The organism is Bathymodiolus japonicus methanotrophic gill symbiont (genome assembly GCF_019721995.1).
Taxonomy (GTDB): Bacteria; Pseudomonadota; Gammaproteobacteria; order Methylococcales; family Methylomonadaceae; genus Methyloprofundus.
Genome location: NZ_BLYC01000038.1, coordinates 1 through 20,814, shown reverse-complemented (window position 1 = coordinate 20,814; position 20,814 = coordinate 1). Strand labels below are relative to the sequence as shown.

Sequence of the window (20,814 nt, the reverse complement as noted above, 5' to 3'; positions counted from 1 at the left end):
TTCCTAAGCCGCTTCATTCTGCTGTTCATTAGCTAAAATACTTTCTCTATATACATTCATTGGTTTTTTATAGTCCAGGGTTTCATGAAACCGTTGATGATTATAAAACTCAATATAGTCATCAACATCTTCTATTAACGCTCTAATTGAACCATATTCATTTAAATAAATACGCTCACATTTTGCACTTCGCCAAAACCGTTCAATACAAATATTATCCGTTGCTCGTCCTTTTCCATCCATAGAAATAGTAATGCCTTTGTTTTTTAGTCGTTGGGTATGAATTTCACTGGTGTATTGACTGCCTTGATCCGTATTAAAAATTTCAGGTGTTCCGTAGAGAGAAAGCGCTTCATCTAATACATCCATAACTAAAAAAGAATCCATTGTGTTTGATATTTTATGGGCGAGCACTGCTTTTGAGTGCCAATCAATAATCGCCGCTAAATAAACCATCCCTTCTTTGGTTTTAATATAGGTTATATCTGTACTCCAAACTTGGTTAGCGTGTGATATATCAAGATCTCTAAGCTTATAAGTATATTTTTTATGTTCTTTTATGGGGATCGTTGTATTGACTTGTTTTACCGCTAATACGGCTTTCAAGCCCATCTGCTGCCGATAACTCGCCACCGTGTTTAAACTGACTTTAAAACCACCTTCAAGCAACTGCTGGTGTACTTTAGCCGCACCATAAATAGGGATGTCTTTAAAAATGTGATTAATCTGAGTTTTGATCTCTTCTTTCTTTTTATTCTCTCTTTTTTTGTAATAGAGATTGCTTCTATTTAATCCTAATAATGCACACTGCTGTGTTAGAGGTAGAGTGTTAAGCTTGGGCTCAATCAACTGTTTTCTATCAGATGAGTCCAAGCTTTTTAGCTTTTTTTCGAGCCACTCCTTTTCAACCGTCATTTTTCCTACGATTTTTGTGAGCATCTCATTTTGTTCTTGAGCTGCTAATAGATCCTCTTTGTAATCTTTAACGGCTTTGGAGGGCTCCATTGCTATTTCTGCATTGTCTAAGAATATTTTTTTCCAGTTTTGTAGGTTCTTAGGTGTGATGTTATTTGCACTGGCAATTTCTTGCAGTGTTTTTTCATTCTTTAAAACTTCTAATACCAACTTGCTTTTAAATTCAGCACTGTAGACCGTTCTTTTTCTGCTCATTTTAATACTCCAATTTTTTACAAATAGTAACTAATTTGGAATAAGATTGCTTTGATTTCTTGTCTGGATTTGCTGGGGGATTATAATTCTATACCGATGGCTTTGTTTTTTTTGTCATCCGCGATAACGTTAATGGTGTAATCTGCAGCAACACGGCTATGTTTTTCACGTAGTCGTCCGATACGTTCCAGTATTTTGTCGTATTTTTTAAGGGTGCCTTTTTTGCTCAGACCTGTGTGCAGTTTTTCCAGGGCCTCTTCCAGACGAGCATGGAAGCGATTACGGATACCTTGTTCTTTTTTTGCTTTTTGTTCTGAATGACAATAGAGTCGGGTTTCCCCGGTTTCTTGATCAACTTCACGATAAACAACAACATTGCTGTCCCGGGTATCCCTGACCGCTACCGGAGTTTTCTGATCTCTTGGGTTTTTTACATGTTGTTCTCGACTGACAACGAGATAATGATAATCTTGTTCGATTAACCAGGCAATATTGTCAGCGCTGGCAATGCCGGCATCCATGATAACCACCGGCTTTATTTGATGAAAGGGATCCTTGTCTCGCAGTTCGTCAAGCATCAGTTTCAAGGTCGCGGGCTCACTGGCGTTGCCGGGAAAAACCTGACTACTCAATGGAAAGCCGTCACCATCCAGAACCAGCCCCAGAGTAACCAACGGGCAATCAGTGCGTTTCTCTTTAGAGCGACCGAATTTCGCTTTCGGGTTTCGGGCGCACTGGCCTTCAAAATAAGTATTGGTCAGATCGTACAATACAATCTTGCGGTTTAAATTGAACAACGTCTGCTCTCGGTCAGCCAGAAAATATTCAAGAGTTGCCGATGTTTGAGTAGCTTGTCACTGACTGTATATAATCGCGTCAGGCTGGTGTTACCGTAGTCATGACCCAGTAATTCGCCCAGGCCTGTTCGATTTTGCAACCAGTCATGTGTTTGCAGTTCACTGCCGGGTGAAACCATACGTCCTATGATAGTGCCCAGGGCCGTCGCCGTATCTACTTTATTAAAGCCCAGCGCCATGAGTTTTTCGTCTAGCTGTAACTGCTGTGCGGCATGCAGTGCCAGGGTTTCAACACCAATACTACGGGCATTAATGGCTTCGACATGATTAATATCGACATGATGAAAATCTCGCGTTGTTGTTTTTGAATCTAGCGGTTGTGACAGTTTTGCAGTCATCAGTGAGCTATAGCGCTGGGCTGTTGCTTCCAGAAGTTGATTTAAATCATCGGCTAAATTGAATAGCTCTTCCTGATGTGGTTCCAAACCTTGCTGTAATTGTTCGATTCTGGCCGTCAGCAAGGGCCAGTACTTTTTATCAATCGTAAAGTCCGCACCTATATTGAGCAATGTACGTTGCTTGACTTGTTTTCCTATACGCACAGATTCTACAATGCGGTAAGTGAAATAAGCTGAGCCGTCTTCAAGGCTTTTTGTTTTGGTTCTTCGAATATACATACCACTAGCATCGGTGAAAAACCAGGGAAAATCAAGGGGCAGAGCAAGTTAAGATGGCACTACAGAGACACTCAAAAAAAACACCATTGATTCTAAAGGGATTTTTACGATGAATTTTTAATGCGAATTATAAATCAATGACTTGAAGAGATAAAAGTGACGAAGATAGGTTAATAAGCCTAATGCAATCTCTGTTTTGGTCGGGTAGGCACTGTCACGTTCAGGCTTAATAGGCCGATCTTTTTTTGCTATACCGCTCTTTTTCAACCGTTTATCTTCTTTATCCCACTGCATTTAAGGCTGGATCCGGCATATAAAAGAAAAAACCGACAGGCACTGTAATGGATGAGGTAACTAGCAGCAATAATACTATCGTTTGTCCATTAACATACCCGCCGGAGCCTTTGTGTTTCTGCTTGTAAACTTTATAAATACGTTTTGTAGACTTAGATCGTGCTCGGTCTGATTCATCAAAGGCCAACACACCTTCAGTAATGCCATAACGTTTTAAAATTAAGACCACACTCACCCGTAGCAACCAGTCCCAGGGTATATTTGCTTTACGAAACACCCAGGATAATGCGGCTACTTTGCAATCTCCAAGGCTTGCTCGCTCAAACTTAGCCCAGCAAACAGAGTTCATTAGCAGTATGCCCGTTAAACAAGTGCCCAACCAAGCGGCTTGAATCCGTGTCAAAGCGGCTCCGGGTTTTAGCTGATTGAGCGCATCATTTAAATCGTCAATATAGCTTTGGATAAAGGTGGCTGGGGCATTCATTAACATGGGCTTACACCGATAAAATTACAACAACCTCAGAATACCTGATTTTACCTTCTCAATATCAAAAACTTGAACATCGAGTTATAGCAATATTGGCTTTATACAGCAATTAAATAAGGATTTGCATGCGCAGCTGACGGATGAAGAATTACAGCAGCAACTTGTTGTGAACATTATCTTTATCCAAGAGCTGGCAAATGAAATTGGCACGGAAGCAATACAACTTTACCCAGATTTGAAAGAATATGCCCCTGAAATACAAGCGAGCCATTCTAGTCACTTACAAGATATTTTTACAATATTTCGTTAAATCAATACTTGTGCATAATCTGCAGGCTAAAGACCCGCACCCCAGAGTTGATTGTGTCGGTGGATATGTAGGTTAAAGCCTATTCCCCTGTGAGTTGTTGCTTTTTGAATTTAGTAAAGGCGTGGTTTTCCTTGAATTCTACAAATTTATTAATTAAATACAGAAACTTAAATGCTAGCAGAGGGAATTTTATTTGCGAATTCTTATAAGCATCGCCAGCCAAAACCGAGATCACTATAATCCCCCAGCAAATCCAGACAAGAAATCAAAGCAATCTTATTCCAAATTAGTTACTATTTGTAAAAAATTGGAGTATTAAAATGAGCAGAAAAAGAACGGTCTACAGTGCTGAATTTAAAAGCAAGTTGGTATTAGAAGTTTTAAAGAATGAAAAAACACTGCAAGAAATTGCCAGTGCAAATAACATCACACCTAAGAACCTACAAAACTGGAAAAAAATATTCTTAGACAATGCAGAAATAGCAATGGAGCCCTCCAAAGCCGTTAAAGATTACAAAGAGGATCTATTAGCAGCTCAAGAACAAAATGAGATGCTCACAAAAATCGTAGGAAAAATGACGGTTGAAAAGGAGTGGCTCGAAAAAAAGCTAAAAAGCTTGGACTCATCTGATAGAAAACAGTTGATTGAGCCCAAGCTTAACACTCTACCTCTAACACAGCAGTGTGCATTATTAGGATTAAATAGAAGCAATCTCTATTACAAAAAAAGAGAGAATAAAAAGAAAGAAGAGATCAAAACTCAGATTAATCACATTTTTAAAGACATCCCTATTTATGGTGCGGCTAAAGTACACCAGCAGTTGCTTGAAGGTGGTTTTAAAGTCAGTTTAAACACGGTGGCGAGTTATCGGCAGCAGATGGGCTTGAAAGCCGTATTAGCGGTAAAACAAGTCAATACAACGATCCCCATAAAAGAACATAAAAAATATACTTTATAGCACCCCAAAGAGTCAAGACAGATTTTTCAACAATCCTTATTCCATATTCCTAAGCCGCTTCATTCTGCTGTTCATTAGCTAAAATACTTTCTCTATATACATTCATTGGTTTTTTATAGTCCAGGGTTTCATGAAACCGTTGATGATTATAAAACTCAATATAGTCATCAACATCTTCTATTAACGCTCTAATTGAACCATATTCATTTAAATAAATACGCTCACATTTTGCACTTCGCCAAAACCGTTCAATACAAATATTATCCGTTGCTCGTCCTTTTCCATCCATAGAAATAGTAATGCCTTTGTTTTTTAGTCGTTGGGTATGAATTTCACTGGTGTATTGACTGCCTTGATCCGTATTAAAAATTTCAGGTGTTCCGTAGAGAGAAAGCGCTTCATCTAATACATCCATAACTAAAAAAGAATCCATTGTGTTTGATATTTTATGGGCGAGCACTGCTTTTGAGTGCCAATCAATAATCGCCGCTAAATAAACCATCCCTTCTTTGGTTTTAATATAGGTTATATCTGTACTCCAAACTTGGTTAGCGTGTGATATATCAAGATCTCTAAGCTTATAAGTATATTTTTTATGTTCTTTTATGGGGATCGTTGTATTGACTTGTTTTACCGCTAATACGGCTTTCAAGCCCATCTGCTGCCGATAACTCGCCACCGTGTTTAAACTGACTTTAAAACCACCTTCAAGCAACTGCTGGTGTACTTTAGCCGCACCATAAATAGGGATGTCTTTAAAAATGTGATTAATCTGAGTTTTGATCTCTTCTTTCTTTTTATTCTCTCTTTTTTTGTAATAGAGATTGCTTCTATTTAATCCTAATAATGCACACTGCTGTGTTAGAGGTAGAGTGTTAAGCTTGGGCTCAATCAACTGTTTTCTATCAGATGAGTCCAAGCTTTTTAGCTTTTTTTCGAGCCACTCCTTTTCAACCGTCATTTTTCCTACGATTTTTGTGAGCATCTCATTTTGTTCTTGAGCTGCTAATAGATCCTCTTTGTAATCTTTAACGGCTTTGGAGGGCTCCATTGCTATTTCTGCATTGTCTAAGAATATTTTTTTCCAGTTTTGTAGGTTCTTAGGTGTGATGTTATTTGCACTGGCAATTTCTTGCAGTGTTTTTTCATTCTTTAAAACTTCTAATACCAACTTGCTTTTAAATTCAGCACTGTAGACCGTTCTTTTTCTGCTCATTTTAATACTCCAATTTTTTACAAATAGTAACTAATTTGGAATAAGATTGCTTTGATTTCTTGTCTGGATTTGCTGGGGGATTATAGATGCTAATACGATGAGTTTTTCAAACAGAGGTAAATTTATTGGCAATAAAGATTCACCGATATGAAAGCGGGGGTGATGCATTTTTTCCAGTAAGCAAACGCTATGTCCGTTATCTGCTAACAAGCTGGCTATTGTTGTACCTGCGGGGCCGCCGCCAATCACTAGCACATCAAAGTGAGATATCATCTATGCCATTGCTCCATTGATATTAATAATCTGTCCTGAAATATAGCTTGCTTCATCCGAGCATAGAAACGCAGCGAGGGCTCCAACTTCTTCTGGCTTGCCAGCGCGCTTCATCGGGACGATGTTTTTAATCATTTGTTTATCAAAGCTGTTTTCTGTCATCGAGCCCTCAATAATACCCGGGGCAATGGCATTGACAGTAATTTTGCGTGAAGCGAGTTCCTGGGCTAATGACTTGGTAGCGCCATTTAACGCAGCCTTTGCTGCTGAATAGTTGCATTGTCCGCGATTTCCCATTACACCAGCTACCGATGACATATTGATAATACGTCCCCAGCGACTTTGTATCATTGGCATTAGCAAGGGCTGGGTGACATTGTAAAAGCCATGTAAAGAGACATCGATAACATCTGTCCAGTTTTTTCTGTTCATGCCGACTAAAGGTGCATCTCGATGGATGCCGGCATTATTAATAATGATTTGAATAAGCCCCGTTTCAGATAGCTGCTTTAGTGCTGCTTCTGTCGCCTGTACATCGCATACATCAAACGCTATTGCTTCTGCAGAGCCACCCTGTTGACTTATCGAGTCGGCTATCGATTGTGCTCTGTCAAAATTATGGTTGCTATGCACAATAATATGGATATTATCTTGTGCAAGACGGGAACAAATCGCGGAGCCTATGTCGCCACGGCCGCCGGTAATCAGTGCTCTTTTCATGGTTGGGTATGGATGACAGTTGCCCGGGCATCAAGTAGTAAAGACTCTTCATCATCGGTAATACGAAAGGAATAGACCGCCCCATTTTTAATCTTTAGCTCTGCATAGGCTTTTATATGCAGTGCACCAGTGATGCTATCTAGATTATCTATATGAAAGTGCGCGCCGCGTACCGCAGCCAAAAAGCCAGGTGAGGATCTGCCAGATAGTAAACCACCGTGGATTGCCATAGACTGTGCGCCATATTCGATTAGGTGCATGACCGAGAGGCTATCCTGTAAGCGTAATGGATTATCACTGGCTAAATGAGATTGCGTTGTGCAGTGAATTTGCTTATTACTCCATGAATCGACCTGATCAATTAACATCATTGACCCTGCATGAGGGATCAGGTGGGCAAATTGTGTCTGGGGTAAGGGTTTATTGTTTGTCATTGTGCCAATAATCATAAAAATTAAACCAGTTATAAGGTGTTTCCAGCATTTGTTTTTCTAATATATCGACATATTTCTGGGTGTAATCCTGTATATCTTGCTGCCTAGTTTTTCGCTTAAGTATGACTTCCTCGGCAAGTAACTCAAAATGAATTTTATAGCGATTGCCACCTAAGTAAACACCAAAAAAGACAATCAGGGGTACTTTTAAAGCGGCTGCTAGCAGAATGGGTGCGGTTGACATTTTAACGGGCTCCCCTAATAGTGTGCAGATTACCGTTTTTTCACTACCTTCACCTAAAATTCGGTCACCTAAGAGGCCTACCGTTGTGCCACAATCTATCGCTTCTTTTACTTTTAATAGTCCGCTAGGGGAGCCATCCAGAGAAATCAGAGTGTCGGCAACATCTGCATTCAGCGCATTAAGCACTTTTACCATCATCGGTGCCTGTTGCTCATACATTAGAATTTTGATGGGTAATGGATAGTTACTGACAGCATAGCTACGTAATACTTCGAAGCTACCGATATGACTGCCGAGAAGAAGGCAGCCTACGCCATCCTTGCTATAGCTTAAGGGAATGTTCTCGTCTGGGAAAGTAATATCCAGTTTTGCAAATTGGCCGGTCAGTAAATAAACACGATCTAGAATGGTTGAAGCGAATGCATGTATATGTTTTGCACTGTCCAGCCAGGTGACTTTATGCTTTAGCACTCTGTTCAGGTATTGCTGTGATGCTCTGCGTTGCGGGCCGGCAAATAATAGAAAATATAAACTAATCGGGTAGAGCAGGCTGCGCGCCACAGGGCGGCCTAGGTGTAAGGCTATCCAGCGTATCAAAAGAAGGGTGAATGGGGTGCTACGTTCTTTATTTTCCTGCCATGTTTTAGTCATGATTAGGACCTATTTCCTGAATAAGCAATGACCCGGTCGCGAGTATATCGGTGTGGCGAGTACAGATAAATTTTATATTACGTGCCGAGGCTAGAGTCAGGCTTATAGTAAAGTCTTCTTCGGGGTGTAAGGGGTGTAAAAATTTTGCCTGGGCTAAGCTGATGATCTGATAATCTGGCAGCCAGCGTAAAAGTTGATGCTCTACAAAATTTAAAATGACCACCCCCGGGACAATTGGGTTGCTCGGGAAATGTCCGGCAAAGCACGGATGAGTTGCTGGAATGCAATAGTGTTGTTTATTTTCTAGCAAGTTGACATGCCTGTATTAGTTGATCGAGCTCGGTTTTTATTATTTTTCCCATGTTATTCCGGGGTATGGCAGAGACTGAATAAATGGTGCGGGGCATAAAGACTGCATCAATAGACTGTTTTAAGTGCTGGATAATTTCTGCCCTGGATAATTGACTAACTACTATGGCAGATAAACGCTCATTATTGCCGGGAAAGAAGACACCATCTTCAATACTGTCAATTGATGTAAGCCGGTGATTCAGGTCGCTTAAAGAGGCTCTTTTACCTGCAATTTTAATTAAATCAGCCGAACGACCCAGCAGGGTAAAACACCCATTACTATCTATGCTGAAATTATCATCTAAAATCTGCGCTTTGGTAATATGACCACCCTGTAAAACAAATTGCTGCCGATTTTTTATCAGCTTGATGCTTGTATACGGTTGCCATTTTTCAGACAGGGTCACTCGGCGTGATGCGAATGAGAGTGTTTCTGTGCTACCAAACAGTTCAAAGAGGGGGGCTTGCAGATTTTGTTCTATTGGTATTGCCAGAATTTTTTCCAGCGGAGCAGTTGAAGATAAAATAAATGTAATAGCATTCCAGTCGCTATCAATGTCACTACAACTTTTTAAGTGCCTGGGAGTAGAGATCAGGATTTTATCAGTGCTTATATTATTCAAGGTAGAACATATATCCTGGGGGTAAAAAGGGCGGCTATTATGCAGCATCATTTGCGAAAATAACACCCAGAATAATGAAGTTTCCAGACCATACATATGCTGCATAGGGACTGTAGAAACCAGCGTGATTTGCTGGTTTTGTAGTTTAAAACGCTGCAGAGCTAATTCGGCAGAAGCTTGAAACTCACGCCAGGTTTTTGATATGGCTTTAGGTTTCCCGGTACTACCTGAAGTAAACGAGATGGATAGAGGCTGGTCAATCTCGATCAGGGGAAAAGGCTTGTTGATTTTTTCTAATAAGTCATAAGTAATAAGGAAATCACAGTTGCTTTTGTTATCGCCTAGTCGGTAACTATCAGGATAAGTCTCTTGTAATTCGAGCAGAGTTTTGGGCGCCTGAATGGAGGGTAGTAATGATATTTGCTTGCGGATGCAAACAGCTAAATAGGCAACTATAAACAGGTAGCGATTCTGGCATAGGTTAATGGCATAACTCTTATCAGGTAATTTCTCACTTAGCGCGATCGCATGAGCTAATAAATCCGTACGATTCATTATGCCTGTGGCGCAAATACAAAAAGGCATCGCTAGTGTTTTTTCCAAACGTTCAGCCAGTAAAATTGTATGTTGATTGTGTGCTGTCACGATAAGAGTAGTAAATAAATAAGGTGATTAATTATACAGGATACTTTACAACTGAAGTTTCTTAGAAATTCATCAAGCAACCATTCGCAATAAAACGGCTACCACCGAATTTACAGGGGGGGGGGCTGCTGTATTTGGGGCAAACCCTTTCAAAATCCGGATCCAAAGCCGCTTCGGCAATGATGCGGCGGACATCTGAAAAGGCGAAACTGGCTCGCCCCTTCACTTTGTGCCGACGTTCCGGATCGGTTTTTAAACGATCCGCGTAAATCCACGTCAGCGTTGTTGCCATCATACAGAAGTTCAAATGGTTGGTCACTGCCTGCGCATTTCGACACTGACTTTTATGGCTCCCTATGTCTTGCTTGAGCTCTTTGAACCCGGATTCGATTTTCCATCGCGCACCATAATACTCAATAATCTGTGTGACGGATAAACTTAGATCGGTCGTAAACAAAGCAATCCACTGTGTGCGACGAAACACCCAGACAACCTGAACGGGTCGTTTCAATGTTTTCAGCATGACAACGCGACTATAAGCCCTGACTTCACGCTGTTTTCCATAGAGATTCACGGTATACGATCGGGCCTTTTGCTGTACTGTTTTTGCCATGTCTGTGGCTGACCTCAGACGCTGCCCGTACTTTTTATTCCGCCCCCCTCTGCTTGGGTTTTCTTTTTTCTGGACGATCGTACAGTACATTATTGCACCTTAACCTAGAGAGAATATTAAACCGGCTTCCGATAGCTTTGTAAACAGGCTTCCATAGGTCATTGTTGCCAAACCAGCTATCAGTGACTGTCAATATCGGAGCGGTGGAAAAATGTTCTGCAATTGCAATCAGCATTTGAGCCGCCTGAGTCATCTTGGTCTGGAAAGGAGCGACTTCCCCTCTTATCGTGGCAGTTTCTTTTTTTGCCTGAATTGTTTTTAAGGGGAGATAAAAACGGGGAGTCGCTATTTTTGCGAAAGCTTGTTTTGGGCATCCCAGCCCAAGCAAGCAGCAAAAACTTAACGCGACCACTTATGCCTCCGGCGGCCCCGATTCGTCCTCGTCACCTCGTCCCGACCCAACAAGGGGTCGGAACATAGGCTCCAAATGACTTGACGCCGTGTCGGATGGCCTTTTATTTTGTCTCCACCTTCGCTAACGCTCAGACTCCGACAAAATAACGGCCCTACGGCTATCCAGGCGCGCCATGCTACCTCACGAAATTCCGGGACTCCTGTCGCCGTAATTCGTTCACCTACGCAGCGAATAGGAGATGCTCCAGCCGCCCTGCGTCCGCCACAGACTGAGCACAAAGCAGCTCAGTCATGGCTACCACAAATGGCTCTACGGCTATTCGGGATAAAATTTTAGCCTCCCTCGCGCGCTATCGCGCACTTCGGATTGGCAAATTTCCCTGCGCCTTCTGGAGACTATCAGCCCGTCCGGGGCTGACAGCGGCGGACTAAAAATCATCACTTCGCTTAGGCTCCGTTTCCCTGATTTTCAGCGACTGTAATGGATGAGGTAACTAGCAGCAATAATACTATCGTTTGTCCATTAACATACCCGCCGGAGCCTTTGTGTTTCTGCTTGTAAACCTTATACTCGATGTTCAAGTTTTTCCAGCCCATTGCCATCAAACTCTTACCTTCACCCAGCAGAACAATACTTTAATGATGGTGTTGGCTCTAAGCGCCCTAAATCTCTGCCAATCATATGTTTTCCTGATGGCATCAGTTGAAACACATCCTTTATTAATTCACCTAACTCTTTCAGCTTATCACCAGGATCTGGAAACTCTAGCAATGACGTGATGAACTCAAGCAGTACATCCATTTGAGACTTGCGCTGTAAGCTTCCTACGGTATACGCAGGTAGTTTGCTTTCAATGCGGGCTATTTGCTCTGGGTGAAGGAGAAGGCAATGGTCAAACAAAAGACTCAGAATCAGGCCACGGCTTGATCCCTCTTCATCTAATTGTTTGGCCTCACGCCCCCATCCTTCATAAAGCTTCCAGTCCTCAAAGAAAACCTCAATCAGCCATCTCAACGTATAGGCTTGAATAATATCTTGTGTGCGCCAAGTCAGGTCTGTCGCCACTAAATAGCGATAGTCGTTTTCACCGTCATATTTTAAGGCAATGACAAAGCGTTTTTTACTGTGAGAACTCACCTTCAATCGTGCACTGCTGACAGTCACTTTAATCTCTTTGCCGCCACGTACACGTATTATCTGATCAATGCCTTTGTTAATCGAATTAAAGTAGCTCTCGACTGACCTTATTCTACCTCTATATTCAATATTTTGGTTTTTACGTAATTGGCTAATCACCTGCGAGCCTCCAGATTCTTTAGCGGCTTCGTCCATAAAGGCTTTTTCACCATACAGCGCATCAGCCAGTACGCCTTTAATTTTAATCAGGCTATGCGCAACTTTAAACTCTTTTAATAAGCCTAATGCAATCTCTGTTTTGGTCGGGTAGGCACTGTCACGTTCAGGCTTAATAGGCCGATCTTTTTTTGCTATACCGCTCTTTTTCAACCGTTTATCTTCTTTATCCCACTGCATTTAAGGCTGGATCCGGCATATAAAAGAAAAAACCGACAGGCACTGTAATGGATGAGGTAACTAGCAGCAATAATACTATCGTTTGTCCATTAACATACCCGCCGGAGCCTTTGTGTTTCTGCTTGTAAACTTTATAAATACGTTTTGTAGACTTAGATCGTGCTCGGTCTGATTCATCAAAGGCCAACACACCTTCAGTAATGCCATAACGTTTTAAAATTAAGACCACACTCACCCGTAGCAACCAGTCCCAGGGTATACTTGCTTTACGAAACACCCAGGATAATGCGGCTACTTTGCAGTCTCCAAGGCTTGCTCGCTCAAACTTAGCCCAGCAAACAGAGTTCATTAGCAGTATGCCCGTTAAACAAGTGCCCAACCAAGCGGCTTGAATCCGTGTCAAAGCGGCTCCGGGTTTTAGCTGATTGAGCGCATCATTTAAATCGTCAATATAGCTTTGGATAAAGGTGGCTGGGGCATTCATTAACATGGGCTTACACCGATAAAATTACAACAACCTCAGAATACCTGATTTTACCTTCTCAATATCAAAAACTTGAACATCGAGTAATAGCAAAAAAGCTAATAGTCGCATCAGCCTGTCGGGTTTCGACTGCAAATAACGCATCTTCAATGCGATCTACGAAGAGCGGAGTGATATCGTGTACATCAGTGTTCCCATTGAAAGAAGAAGTACCTAAACAAAGCAGCCTATAACCTACCTGAAGGTAGCACCACTCGAATATTTCCATTATTTCCATCTTTTTGATTTTAATCACTTATAACAGCAAATAGACACTCTGTAGGCACCGTAAAAAAACAACAAATAATTTCAAATAAAGCTTGCAATTGCCGAAAAAATTCTTCTAGAAATTTCCGTTTTAATCACCTCATAAACGGATATCACCCATGCTTAAAGACCTACCACTCTCTGAACATATTCACCAACACTGCAATGAAAGTATGGAATGTGCCTTGTTAGCAGAGCGTCATCCTTTGTGGGCTCGTTCATGCCCAGAGTTGAAGGATATCGACTTTATTCGCCTTGGGTTATTACGCTGTATCAGTGTAGTCGATAGTGGTCGCCATTTCCTCCAAACCAATGAACAGATTTATGGCCAGCTGCTTCCCCACTCAACGTATTTTAAATCACTGAAGTCGCATAGACGAACAAGTATGCTTGAGGCATTTGAACAGCAGAGCTATCATCTTCACGCTGAAACACTGCTATCGCAAGGCATTGATTATCTTAAAGCATTCCCAGAACTTGACGAATACACCATAGAAGCAGCGGATGGACATTTTATTGATCATGCCTGCCATACTGAAAAAAACAGCAAGGGGAAAGTTCAGGCGGCCGGGGGGATTTACGCGTTGAATCTCAGAAGTGGGTTGCTCAGATTTCTTTGTCTGGTGACAAACGGAACTCAGAGACATCAAGAAATACCTGTGTTACGAGATCATATTGAAAAGCGAAACACAGGCGCGCCATGCTACCTCACGAAATTCCGGGACTCCTGTCGCCGTAATTCGTTCACCTACGCAGCGAATAGGAGATGCTCCAGCCGCCCTGCGTCCGCCACAGACTGAGCACAAAGCAGCTCAGTCATGGCTACCTCAAATGGCTCTACGGCTATTCGGGATAAAATTTTAGCCTCCCTCGCGCGCTATCGCGCACTTCGGATTGGCAAATTTCCCTGCGCCTTCTGGAGACTATCAGCCCGTCCGGGGCTGACAGCGGTGGTGGATTACCGTGATCCAGAAACCGGAAAACTTCACCGGTTCGTGACAACCTTGCCAATGACTATTAACCCTGGAACCATTGCCATGCTGTATTTCAAGCGATGGACGATTGAAAAGACATTCAATAACACTAAAAGTAATTTCAAGGAAACTAAAGCTTGGTCTTCCAATACCCGCTCACTTGAAAATCAAATGCGCCTGACTGCAATGAGCTATAATTTAATGCGCGTGTTTGAAGAGATTTCAAAAACACAACAGCCAGAATTGATTCATCCATCGGATAAAAAATATAGCGAGGCTCTGGAGATAAGGCAGCAACAGGCTCAAAAACGAGATCGTTTTGTGAATCCATTATTTTTCCAGGCAAGAATATCTCGTATCAGCTCGTATACCATTCGGGCAGTTCAAAACGCAATAATAACAGGAATGTCTTTACAGTGCTTTATGAGCTCTCTTGTGGCGAGGTTAGTTTCACGGCATCAATTGATAGGGGAACACTGATGAATTGATAAGTAAGAATTAAGAATCATCATGCCAGAATACGCCTTATAGTGCCGTAATATTAATTGATGAGCTTTAAGTATAGACTAAAATTTTACAAGGCCGAAATTCAGGAAATAGCAGAAATATGAGTAGCGAGAATAATCAGCAAAAAATAACCGTGTTCTATCATGCAGATTGTCTAGATGGATATGGCGCTGCCTGGGCTGCGTGGAAGTCGCTGGACGACAGGGCGCATTATCAAGCGGTACGGCATCAAATGCCTATGCCCAAATTTCCTGTTGGCGCGGTGCTGTATATACTGGATTTCTGTTATCCCATGGAGCAATTAATCCGTGCTGCGCAAACAGCTAGCAAGATCGTTGTATTAGATCATCATATCAGCGCAGAAAAAGCATTTGAAAATTATCAGGGAGTCATGCCGGCTAATCTGGAAATGCACTTTAATATGCAGCAAAGTGGCTGCATGCTGGCGTGGCATTATTTTCAGGGCGATATTGAACCTCCAATGTTATTACGGCATATTGAAGACCATGATTTATGGCGGCACCAGATAAAGCGGACAGAGGAAATAGTGAAAGCTTTGTTTTTGCATCGCCCCATTGCTTTTGCCAGATTTGAGCAGTTGCAGCTTGATATATTATACCGCGAAGGAAAAATCCTGTTAAAACAGCATGGGCAAATGGTTAAAGCGCTGTTAAATTCCAAACATTCGATAAAGCTGGGTGATACGCTAGGCTTAGCTGTGAATGCACCTGGTGCATTTGCCAGTGAATTAGGCCAGGCTTTGGCGAAGCAATCAGGGACTTTCGGTTTAACCTATCACTACCATGGCAGGCGGCAATGTTATGAATGTGGTCTGCGCTCAATCGGTGTATTTGATGTATCTAGGCTGGCAGTAAATTTCGGTGGCGGCGGGCATCAAAATGCAGCGGGCTTTAGTATGGACAGAGACGCATTTTCAGCTTTGTTTTAATGGATTTGTTAGGTTTATTGGCTGGCTTCAAAGCAGAGTATCTTCAAACCTTTAGCTTGCGCTTCCCGATAAACTTCAGGCGGCTTTATTTCTTCAGTGTAGGTGTATTTTGGTGCGAGTTCAGCGACAAGTTTGAGCAAATAATTACGGCTTAATTCGGGCGCATTTAAGCATAGTAACAGGGTAGCGTCTGGTGCCATAAATTGATCCAGGCGGCGTAATATTTTCGGATAATCCTTTGCAATATCAACACTGCCTTTTTGCAAAGTGGGTGGGTCGCAAATCAGTAGATCAAATGGCCCGCGTTTCTTGAAGCGGCTAAAGGACTTAAAGATATCCAGTTTTTCAAAGCGCACTCGATCCAGGGTTTGCTTGTTTAAGCGATGATTTTCGCGCCCGACAGATAGCGCGGTACTGCTCATATCAACGTTGAGTACCGATCTGGCATTGCCTGCTATTGCAGCCACAGAAAAACCACAGGTATAAGCAAATAAGTTAAGTACACGTTTATTCGCGCTCTGCTCCTGTGCCCATCTGCGCCCATTACGCATATCCAGAAACAAGCCGGTATTACGGGTCTGTCCTAAATGGATATTGAAGAGTAAATGATCTTCCTGAACAACTAGTCGGTTAATCGTTTCACCGCGAATAATATCAATCGGCCCTGATAACAGATAGCGATGTTGCAATTGTACGCTTTTACAGTCTGCTAATCGGGGTAATAAATAATCTGCTAGTATTTCAACTGCAGCTAGAGGTTCAGGTGCAAATAAAGTGATTAATGCCACGGGAGGCAGCCAGTCGATAGTGACATGTTGTAAATCAGCATAGGCATGTCCCCTGCCATGAAACAAACGCTGGGCTTGTTGCAAATCTGCTGCTGTTTTGGGTAGTTGTATGTGCTGTGGAAGCTGAGCTAAGGTGGACATCGCTATTTTTCTCAATATAATTGCGGGACAGTATATACTAAATGCCCTTATACACTATCTTTGCAATGATATCTGGAGTCTAGATGAATACTGAAACTGAAGTGACTGCGCTGGAGCATATAATCAATCGCCCGGGATGGTTTAGATTTAAAGGTATCAGGCGCGCCATGCTACCTCACGAAATTCCGGGACTCCTGTCGCCATAATTCGTTCACCTACGCAGCGGATGGGAGATGCCCTGAACGCCCTGCGTCCGCAACGACTACGCACAAAAGCCGCTTCGTCATTACTACCTCACTGGCTGGACGGCTATTCGGAATGCAATTCTTGCTCCTCTCGCGTGCTGCTAGCACACGTCGAATCAGCGAATTGCCCTGTCGCCTATCAGGGACTAAAAATCACCACTTCGCTAAGCTCCGTTTCCATGATTTTCAGCGTATGATGCTGGTATTAGGCTCGGTGTTATCTTTATTCTCAATCGTCGCTCCTAATATGCAAATGTTAGATACGAGTTCCTCATGGTTGCCCGTTGCAGCAGCCTTGATTATGCTGGCAGGCATTCTGCGTTGTGTAGATGCCTATGCTGCTACAAGCAAACCGATGCTATTAGTCAATATACAAGGGAGTATGATCGATTTGGTCTGTGGCTTTATTATTTTGACGAGTGTCGGCGAGACCATGCTTACCTTTAGCCTGCTAGCCACAGCGTACCTACTTATTCAAGATCTATTCCGAATTATAGTTACTTTTCTGCTAGAAAGACCAAACGCTAAATCGGCGAGAATTGGTGGGGCGGTAAGCGTATTAATGGGGCTTATGGCCTGGATGAACTGGCCTTTTTCAGACTTGTGGTTTCTTTCCTTTGCGCTGAGTGCTGAAGTTGCTATTCGTGGCTGGGCGCTAATGCATTATGGTAATGCGATACATAAACAAGTAATGATGACTAAGTGATGCTGTGATCCCTGTCGTTTTGCAAGGTGAATTCAACAAACAAAGACAGTAGGCTGATGATATGGACTCCTCTCCCACCAACAGTGTCATAATGCACCTAAGAGTAATAACGGAGCAAAGAGGAGCCCGACATGAATAATAGCGTAATTGGATTGGATATAGCAAAAAATATTTTTCACATGTATACATTTGATGAAAAAAAATCACAACCTGTTAAGAAAAAGCTAAAACGAGCTGAGCTTTTAATATTTTTTGCAAATTATCCAGTGAGCTTAATTGGAATAGAAGCCTGTGGCGGAGCTCATCACTGGGCAAGAGAGTTAACTAAACAACTGAAGTTTCCCAATTATTGAGTAGCTGAAATACACAATACTGGTGTATCGAGGTTTATTTTAGGTGGTTTTGCCATGTTTATAGCAAACCCCTACTTAATTCCCCTTAGGCAATAGCATTTGAAACGAATGAAAAGACTATTTTTTTCATATAGTTGCAGCATAGTTTCAATTTTACCATAAATAATTATTGGGAAACTTCAGCTAAACAAGGGCATGAAGTCATTTTTCTTAATGCCCGTTATGTAAAGGGTTTTGTTGTGGGGAACAAAAATGACTTTAATGATGCCGCTGCTATATTTGATGCGGTTACCCGTCCAAATAAGCGCACAGTGTCGATAAAAACGATTGAACAGCAAGACATTCAACTCGTTCATAGAATACGTGAAGGCCTTGTTGACAAACGTACTGCGCTGGTTAATCAAGTGCGAGGGCTACTCAGTGAAAGAGGCATTGTTATTCCTAAAGGTATAAAGAAAGTAAGAGTAGAATTACCGTTGATTTTAGAAGATAGCGACAATGATTTGACTGATTTAAGTCGGGAAATGTTTGCTGAGCAATATGAAAAACTAGTTGCACTAGATGAAGAGATTAAACAACAGGACAGACGTATTAGCCGGCTATGTAATAGCAATCAGTTAAGCCAGCGTTTTCTTGATGTGCCAGGTATTGGGGCAATAACAGCCACCATCATTGCCTCAGACATAGGGACAGGTAAAAGCTATCAGAGTAGCCGAGATTATGCAGCCAGCTTAGGGATTGTTCCGAGACAACATAGCAGTGGTGATAATCAGGTTTATTTAGGAATTAGTAAGCGAGGTAACCGCTATATTCGTACGATGTTAATTCATGGAGCACGATCGGTGTTAAAGCACTGTAGTGGTAAAAAAGACAAATTAAGCCTATGGCTACAAGCACTCATTGAGCGGCGTGGATTTAATAAAGCCGCCGTTGCGCTGGCCAATGAAAATGCCCGAATACTGTGGGCGATGGCGAGTCAGGATAAAGAATATGATGCAGCTCTGACATAGTTAGAGTGCATAAGCAGGGTTACCCACCCTTTGCCCACCGACTGCGAGCTAGGAGGGCTCTTCGTCTGTGGACAAAGCGTGGATAACCCTGAGATAACCGAGTAACCAAGATTGCGGAGGCAAGTTAACCAATATTGATGACAACAACAGGTCAGACCGATACTTTTACAGAACCCTTGCAACCCAGAGAGTCCATTGCGAGACCGTTAGGCTGGTAGGGGCAAAAAGTATGCGAATAGATTCATCAGGAGTTCTGAGGCAAAAAAGCCTCTGTTAGAGACCCAATATATGGCTGCAATCTTGTTCACTGTTATTAGCATCAATTATGTAAAACTTGGCTTGCAATAAACGAGGAGTCCATATAAGGGGTAAGTGAGCCGTAGTCTTTATTGTGTCATAAATTATAAAGCTGAAGTTTCCCAATTATTGAGTAGCTGAAATACACAATGCTGGTGTATCGAGGTTTATTTTAGGTGGTTTTGCCATGTTTATCATCAGTGTTCCCATTGAAAGAAGAAGTACCTAAACAAAGCAGCCTATAACCTACCTGAAGGTAGCACCACTCGAATATTTCCATCTTTTTGATTTTAATCACCTCATAAACGGATATCACCCATGCTTAACCCATCTTCGTCACTTTCATCTTTCTAAGCCATTGATTCATCGGTTTAAGCGATTTTTTGTCGAAAAATTCTCTTTAAAATCAATGGTTTTTTTTTGAAAGTTTTGTAGTGCCATTTATATTATTTTTGTCGATAAATTCATTGACTTTTGTCAAAAAAATCATCATTATTTGAGTGTAATTTACATGCGACAAAAATACTCTAAAAAATCCAACGTTTTATACAAAAACACAAAATCTGTAGTGCCAACTGGCTACTTTTTAAAATTTCAACCAATTGATTTATAACAACTACATCATCAATAGTGACGAAGATGGGTTAAAGACCTACCACTCTCTGAACATATTCACCAACACTGCAATGAAAGTATGGAACGTCCCTGTTACTCGATGTTCAAGTTTTTGATATTGAGAAGGTAAAATCAGGTATTCTGAGGTTGTTGTAATTTTATCGGTGTAAGCCCATGCTAATGAATGCCCCAGCCACCTTTATCCAAAGCTATATTGACGATTTAAATGATGCGCTCAATCAGCTAAAACCCGGAGCCGCTTTGACACGGATTCAAGCCGCTTGGTTGGGCACTTGTTTAACGTGCATACTGCTAATGAACTCTGTTTGCTGGGCTAAGTTTGAGCGAGCAAGCCTTGGAGATTGCAAAGTAGCCGCATTATCCTGGTTGTTTCGTAAAGCAAGTATACCCTGGGACTGGTTGCTACGGGTGAGTGTGGTCTTAATTTTAAAACGTTATGGCATTACTGAAGGTGTGTTGGCCTTTGATGAATCAGACCGAGCACGATCTAAGTCTACAAAACGTATTTATAAGGTTTACAAGCAGAAACACAAAGGCTCCGGCGGGTATGTTAATGGACAAACGATAGTATTATTGCTGCTAGTTACCTCATCCATTACAGTGCCTGTCGGTTTTTTCTTTTATATGCCGGATCCAGCCTTAAAGCAGTGGGATAAAGAAGATAAACGGTTGAAAAAGAGCGGTATAGCAAAAAAAGATCGGCCTATTAAGCCTGAACGTGACAGTGCCTACCCGACCAAAACAGAGATTGCATTAGGCTTATTAAAAGAGTTTAAAGTTGCGCATAGCCTGATTAAAATTAAAGGCGTACTGGCTGATGCGCTTTATGGTGAAAAAGCCTTTATGGACGAAGCCGCTAAAGAATCTGGAGGCTCGCAGGTGATTAGCCAATTAAGTAAAAACCAAAATATTGAATATAGAGGTAGAATAAGGTCAGTCGAGAGCTACTTTAATTCGATTAACAAAGGCATTGATCAGATAATACGTGTACGTGGCGGCAAAGAGA

At 41.8% G+C, this 20,814-nt stretch carries 27 protein-coding genes and 2 pseudogenes; 11 read left to right on the top strand and 18 right to left on the bottom strand.

The features are described from left to right. Positions 1-3: 3 nt before the first annotated feature. The 4 genes and pseudogenes from K6984_RS24825 to K6984_RS24805 all read right to left on the bottom strand — a co-directional run bounded on the left by K6984_RS24825 (position 4) and on the right by K6984_RS24805 (position 3,428). The gene (locus K6984_RS24825; RefSeq protein ID WP_087870166.1) at positions 4-1,170 is read right to left on the bottom strand and encodes an IS3 family transposase; all 1,167 of its coding nucleotides are present in this window, start codon (positions 1,168-1,170) and stop codon (positions 4-6) included. An 86-nt stretch (positions 1,171-1,256) separates the two neighbouring features. Next, positions 1,257-2,644: pseudogene (locus K6984_RS36595) on the bottom strand (IS1634 family transposase); the annotation flags it as partial. Between the two features lie 117 nt (positions 2,645-2,761). After that, positions 2,762-2,938, bottom strand: coding sequence for a hypothetical protein (locus K6984_RS24810; RefSeq protein ID WP_221897864.1), 177 nt, complete (start codon positions 2,936-2,938; stop codon positions 2,762-2,764). Continuing rightward, positions 2,925-3,428 carry a hypothetical protein gene (locus K6984_RS24805; RefSeq protein WP_221897863.1) on the bottom strand — a complete coding sequence of 168 codons (504 nt, stop codon included), beginning with the start codon at positions 3,426-3,428 and terminating at the stop codon, positions 2,925-2,927. The genes K6984_RS24810 and K6984_RS24805 overlap by 14 nt, the downstream gene beginning before the upstream one ends. A gap of 118 nt (positions 3,429-3,546) precedes the next feature. Between K6984_RS24805 and K6984_RS24800 the strand changes: the two genes are divergently transcribed. Both K6984_RS24800 and K6984_RS24795 read left to right on the top strand, forming a co-directional pair. After that, a complete protein-coding gene (locus K6984_RS24800; protein WP_221897862.1) occupies positions 3,547-3,735 on the top strand; it encodes a hypothetical protein in 189 nt (62 codons plus the stop codon). Positions 3,736-4,055: 320 nt separating this feature from the next. Then, positions 4,056-4,694 carry a transposase gene (locus K6984_RS24795; RefSeq protein ID WP_221897861.1) on the top strand — a complete coding sequence of 213 codons (639 nt, stop codon included), beginning with the start codon at positions 4,056-4,058 and terminating at the stop codon, positions 4,692-4,694. A gap of 49 nt (positions 4,695-4,743) precedes the next feature. Here the strand turns inward: K6984_RS24795 and K6984_RS24790 are convergent, their stop codons facing one another. From K6984_RS24790 to K6984_RS24745, 10 genes and pseudogenes are all read right to left on the bottom strand, one after another. Next, the gene (locus K6984_RS24790) at positions 4,744-5,910 is read right to left on the bottom strand and encodes an IS3 family transposase (RefSeq protein WP_087870166.1); all 1,167 of its coding nucleotides are present in this window, start codon (positions 5,908-5,910) and stop codon (positions 4,744-4,746) included. A gap of 81 nt (positions 5,911-5,991) precedes the next feature. After that, positions 5,992-6,183: pseudogene (locus tag K6984_RS24785) on the bottom strand (NAD(P)/FAD-dependent oxidoreductase); the annotation flags it as partial. Then, positions 6,184-6,903: a 3-oxoacyl-ACP reductase FabG gene (gene fabG, locus K6984_RS24780; protein ID WP_221897859.1), complete on the bottom strand. Its 720-nt coding sequence runs from the start codon at positions 6,901-6,903 to the stop codon at positions 6,184-6,186. Beyond that, the gene (locus K6984_RS24775; protein ID WP_221897858.1) at positions 6,900-7,274 is read right to left on the bottom strand and encodes a hotdog family protein; all 375 of its coding nucleotides are present in this window, start codon (positions 7,272-7,274) and stop codon (positions 6,900-6,902) included. The genes fabG and K6984_RS24775 overlap by 4 nt, the downstream gene beginning before the upstream one ends. Positions 7,275-7,323: 49 nt before the next feature. Then, on the bottom strand, positions 7,324-8,142 hold the full coding sequence (locus tag K6984_RS24770) for an LpxL/LpxP family acyltransferase (protein ID WP_230988283.1): 819 nt from the start codon (positions 8,140-8,142) through the stop codon (positions 7,324-7,326). Between the two features lie 82 nt (positions 8,143-8,224). Next, complete coding sequence (locus K6984_RS24765) at positions 8,225-8,542, bottom strand: ApeI family dehydratase (protein WP_221897856.1); 318 nt, start codon at positions 8,540-8,542, stop codon at positions 8,225-8,227. Further along, positions 8,529-9,809 (bottom strand): AMP-binding protein, encoded by a 1,281-nt coding sequence (locus tag K6984_RS24760; protein ID WP_221897855.1) that lies wholly within the window; start codon positions 9,807-9,809, stop codon positions 8,529-8,531. The genes K6984_RS24765 and K6984_RS24760 overlap by 14 nt, the downstream gene beginning before the upstream one ends. Before the next feature lie 103 nt (positions 9,810-9,912). After that, the gene (locus K6984_RS24755; protein ID WP_221897854.1) at positions 9,913-10,554 is read right to left on the bottom strand and encodes a transposase; all 642 of its coding nucleotides are present in this window, start codon (positions 10,552-10,554) and stop codon (positions 9,913-9,915) included. Beyond that, positions 10,499-10,699 carry a hypothetical protein gene (locus tag K6984_RS24750; RefSeq protein ID WP_221897853.1) on the bottom strand — a complete coding sequence of 67 codons (201 nt, stop codon included), beginning with the start codon at positions 10,697-10,699 and terminating at the stop codon, positions 10,499-10,501. The genes K6984_RS24755 and K6984_RS24750 overlap by 56 nt, the downstream gene beginning before the upstream one ends. Positions 10,700-10,863: 164 nt before the next feature. Then, a complete protein-coding gene (locus K6984_RS24745) occupies positions 10,864-11,157 on the bottom strand; it encodes a hypothetical protein (protein ID WP_221897852.1) in 294 nt (97 codons plus the stop codon). A gap of 12 nt (positions 11,158-11,169) precedes the next feature. Here K6984_RS24745 and K6984_RS24740 point away from each other — a divergent pair, with 12 nt between their 5' ends. Next, positions 11,170-11,310, top strand: a complete 141-nt coding sequence (locus K6984_RS24740; RefSeq protein ID WP_221897851.1) for a hypothetical protein — start codon at positions 11,170-11,172, stop codon at positions 11,308-11,310. A gap of 15 nt (positions 11,311-11,325) precedes the next feature. On the opposite strand, the gene K6984_RS24735 is transcribed toward K6984_RS24740, so the two are convergent. Genes K6984_RS24735 through K6984_RS31680 form a run of 3 tightly spaced genes read right to left on the bottom strand, consistent with a single transcriptional unit; the run spans position 11,326 to position 12,902 of the window. Beyond that, the gene (locus tag K6984_RS24735) at positions 11,326-11,484 is read right to left on the bottom strand and encodes a hypothetical protein (protein ID WP_221897850.1); all 159 of its coding nucleotides are present in this window, start codon (positions 11,482-11,484) and stop codon (positions 11,326-11,328) included. A gap of 10 nt (positions 11,485-11,494) precedes the next feature. Beyond that, on the bottom strand, positions 11,495-12,412 hold the full coding sequence (locus K6984_RS24730) for a transposase (RefSeq protein ID WP_230988282.1): 918 nt from the start codon (positions 12,410-12,412) through the stop codon (positions 11,495-11,497). Next, positions 12,399-12,902: a hypothetical protein gene (locus tag K6984_RS31680; RefSeq protein WP_230988281.1), complete on the bottom strand. Its 504-nt coding sequence runs from the start codon at positions 12,900-12,902 to the stop codon at positions 12,399-12,401. Before K6984_RS31680 ends, K6984_RS24730 begins: the two co-directional genes overlap by 14 nt. Positions 12,903-13,321: 419 nt before the next feature. On the opposite strand from K6984_RS31680, the gene K6984_RS24725 reads away from it, so the two are divergent. From K6984_RS24725 to K6984_RS24715, 3 genes are all read left to right on the top strand, one after another. Then, complete coding sequence (locus tag K6984_RS24725; protein ID WP_221897849.1) at positions 13,322-14,002, top strand: hypothetical protein; 681 nt, start codon at positions 13,322-13,324, stop codon at positions 14,000-14,002. Positions 14,003-14,020: 18 nt separating this feature from the next. Beyond that, positions 14,021-14,656 (top strand): transposase, encoded by a 636-nt coding sequence (locus K6984_RS24720; RefSeq protein WP_221897848.1) that lies wholly within the window; start codon positions 14,021-14,023, stop codon positions 14,654-14,656. A gap of 127 nt (positions 14,657-14,783) precedes the next feature. Further along, positions 14,784-15,632: a DHH family phosphoesterase gene (locus tag K6984_RS24715; RefSeq protein WP_221897847.1), complete on the top strand. Its 849-nt coding sequence runs from the start codon at positions 14,784-14,786 to the stop codon at positions 15,630-15,632. A 14-nt stretch (positions 15,633-15,646) separates the two neighbouring features. Here K6984_RS24715 and K6984_RS24710 read toward each other — a convergent pair whose 3' ends face one another. Next, positions 15,647-16,576, bottom strand: a complete 930-nt coding sequence (locus K6984_RS24710) for a class I SAM-dependent methyltransferase (protein ID WP_230988280.1) — start codon at positions 16,574-16,576, stop codon at positions 15,647-15,649. Between the two features lie 211 nt (positions 16,577-16,787). Between K6984_RS24710 and K6984_RS24705 the strand changes: the two genes are divergently transcribed. From K6984_RS24705 to K6984_RS24685, 5 genes are all read left to right on the top strand, one after another. Next, the gene (locus tag K6984_RS24705) at positions 16,788-17,003 is read left to right on the top strand and encodes a hypothetical protein (RefSeq protein ID WP_147660483.1); all 216 of its coding nucleotides are present in this window, start codon (positions 16,788-16,790) and stop codon (positions 17,001-17,003) included. Continuing rightward, positions 16,931-17,512 carry a hypothetical protein gene (locus K6984_RS24700; protein WP_221897846.1) on the top strand — a complete coding sequence of 194 codons (582 nt, stop codon included), beginning with the start codon at positions 16,931-16,933 and terminating at the stop codon, positions 17,510-17,512. Before K6984_RS24705 ends, K6984_RS24700 begins: the two co-directional genes overlap by 73 nt. A 131-nt stretch (positions 17,513-17,643) precedes the next feature. After that, the gene (locus K6984_RS24695; RefSeq protein WP_221894859.1) at positions 17,644-17,865 is read left to right on the top strand and encodes a hypothetical protein; all 222 of its coding nucleotides are present in this window, start codon (positions 17,644-17,646) and stop codon (positions 17,863-17,865) included. A gap of 134 nt (positions 17,866-17,999) precedes the next feature. Next, entirely contained in the window at positions 18,000-18,875 is an 876-nt protein-coding gene (locus tag K6984_RS24690; RefSeq protein ID WP_221894858.1) for an IS110 family RNA-guided transposase, read from the top strand. Between the two features lie 1,086 nt (positions 18,876-19,961). Then, the coding region (locus tag K6984_RS24685; RefSeq protein ID WP_221897845.1) for a transposase at positions 19,962-20,814 on the top strand (853 nt) is incomplete at its 3' end.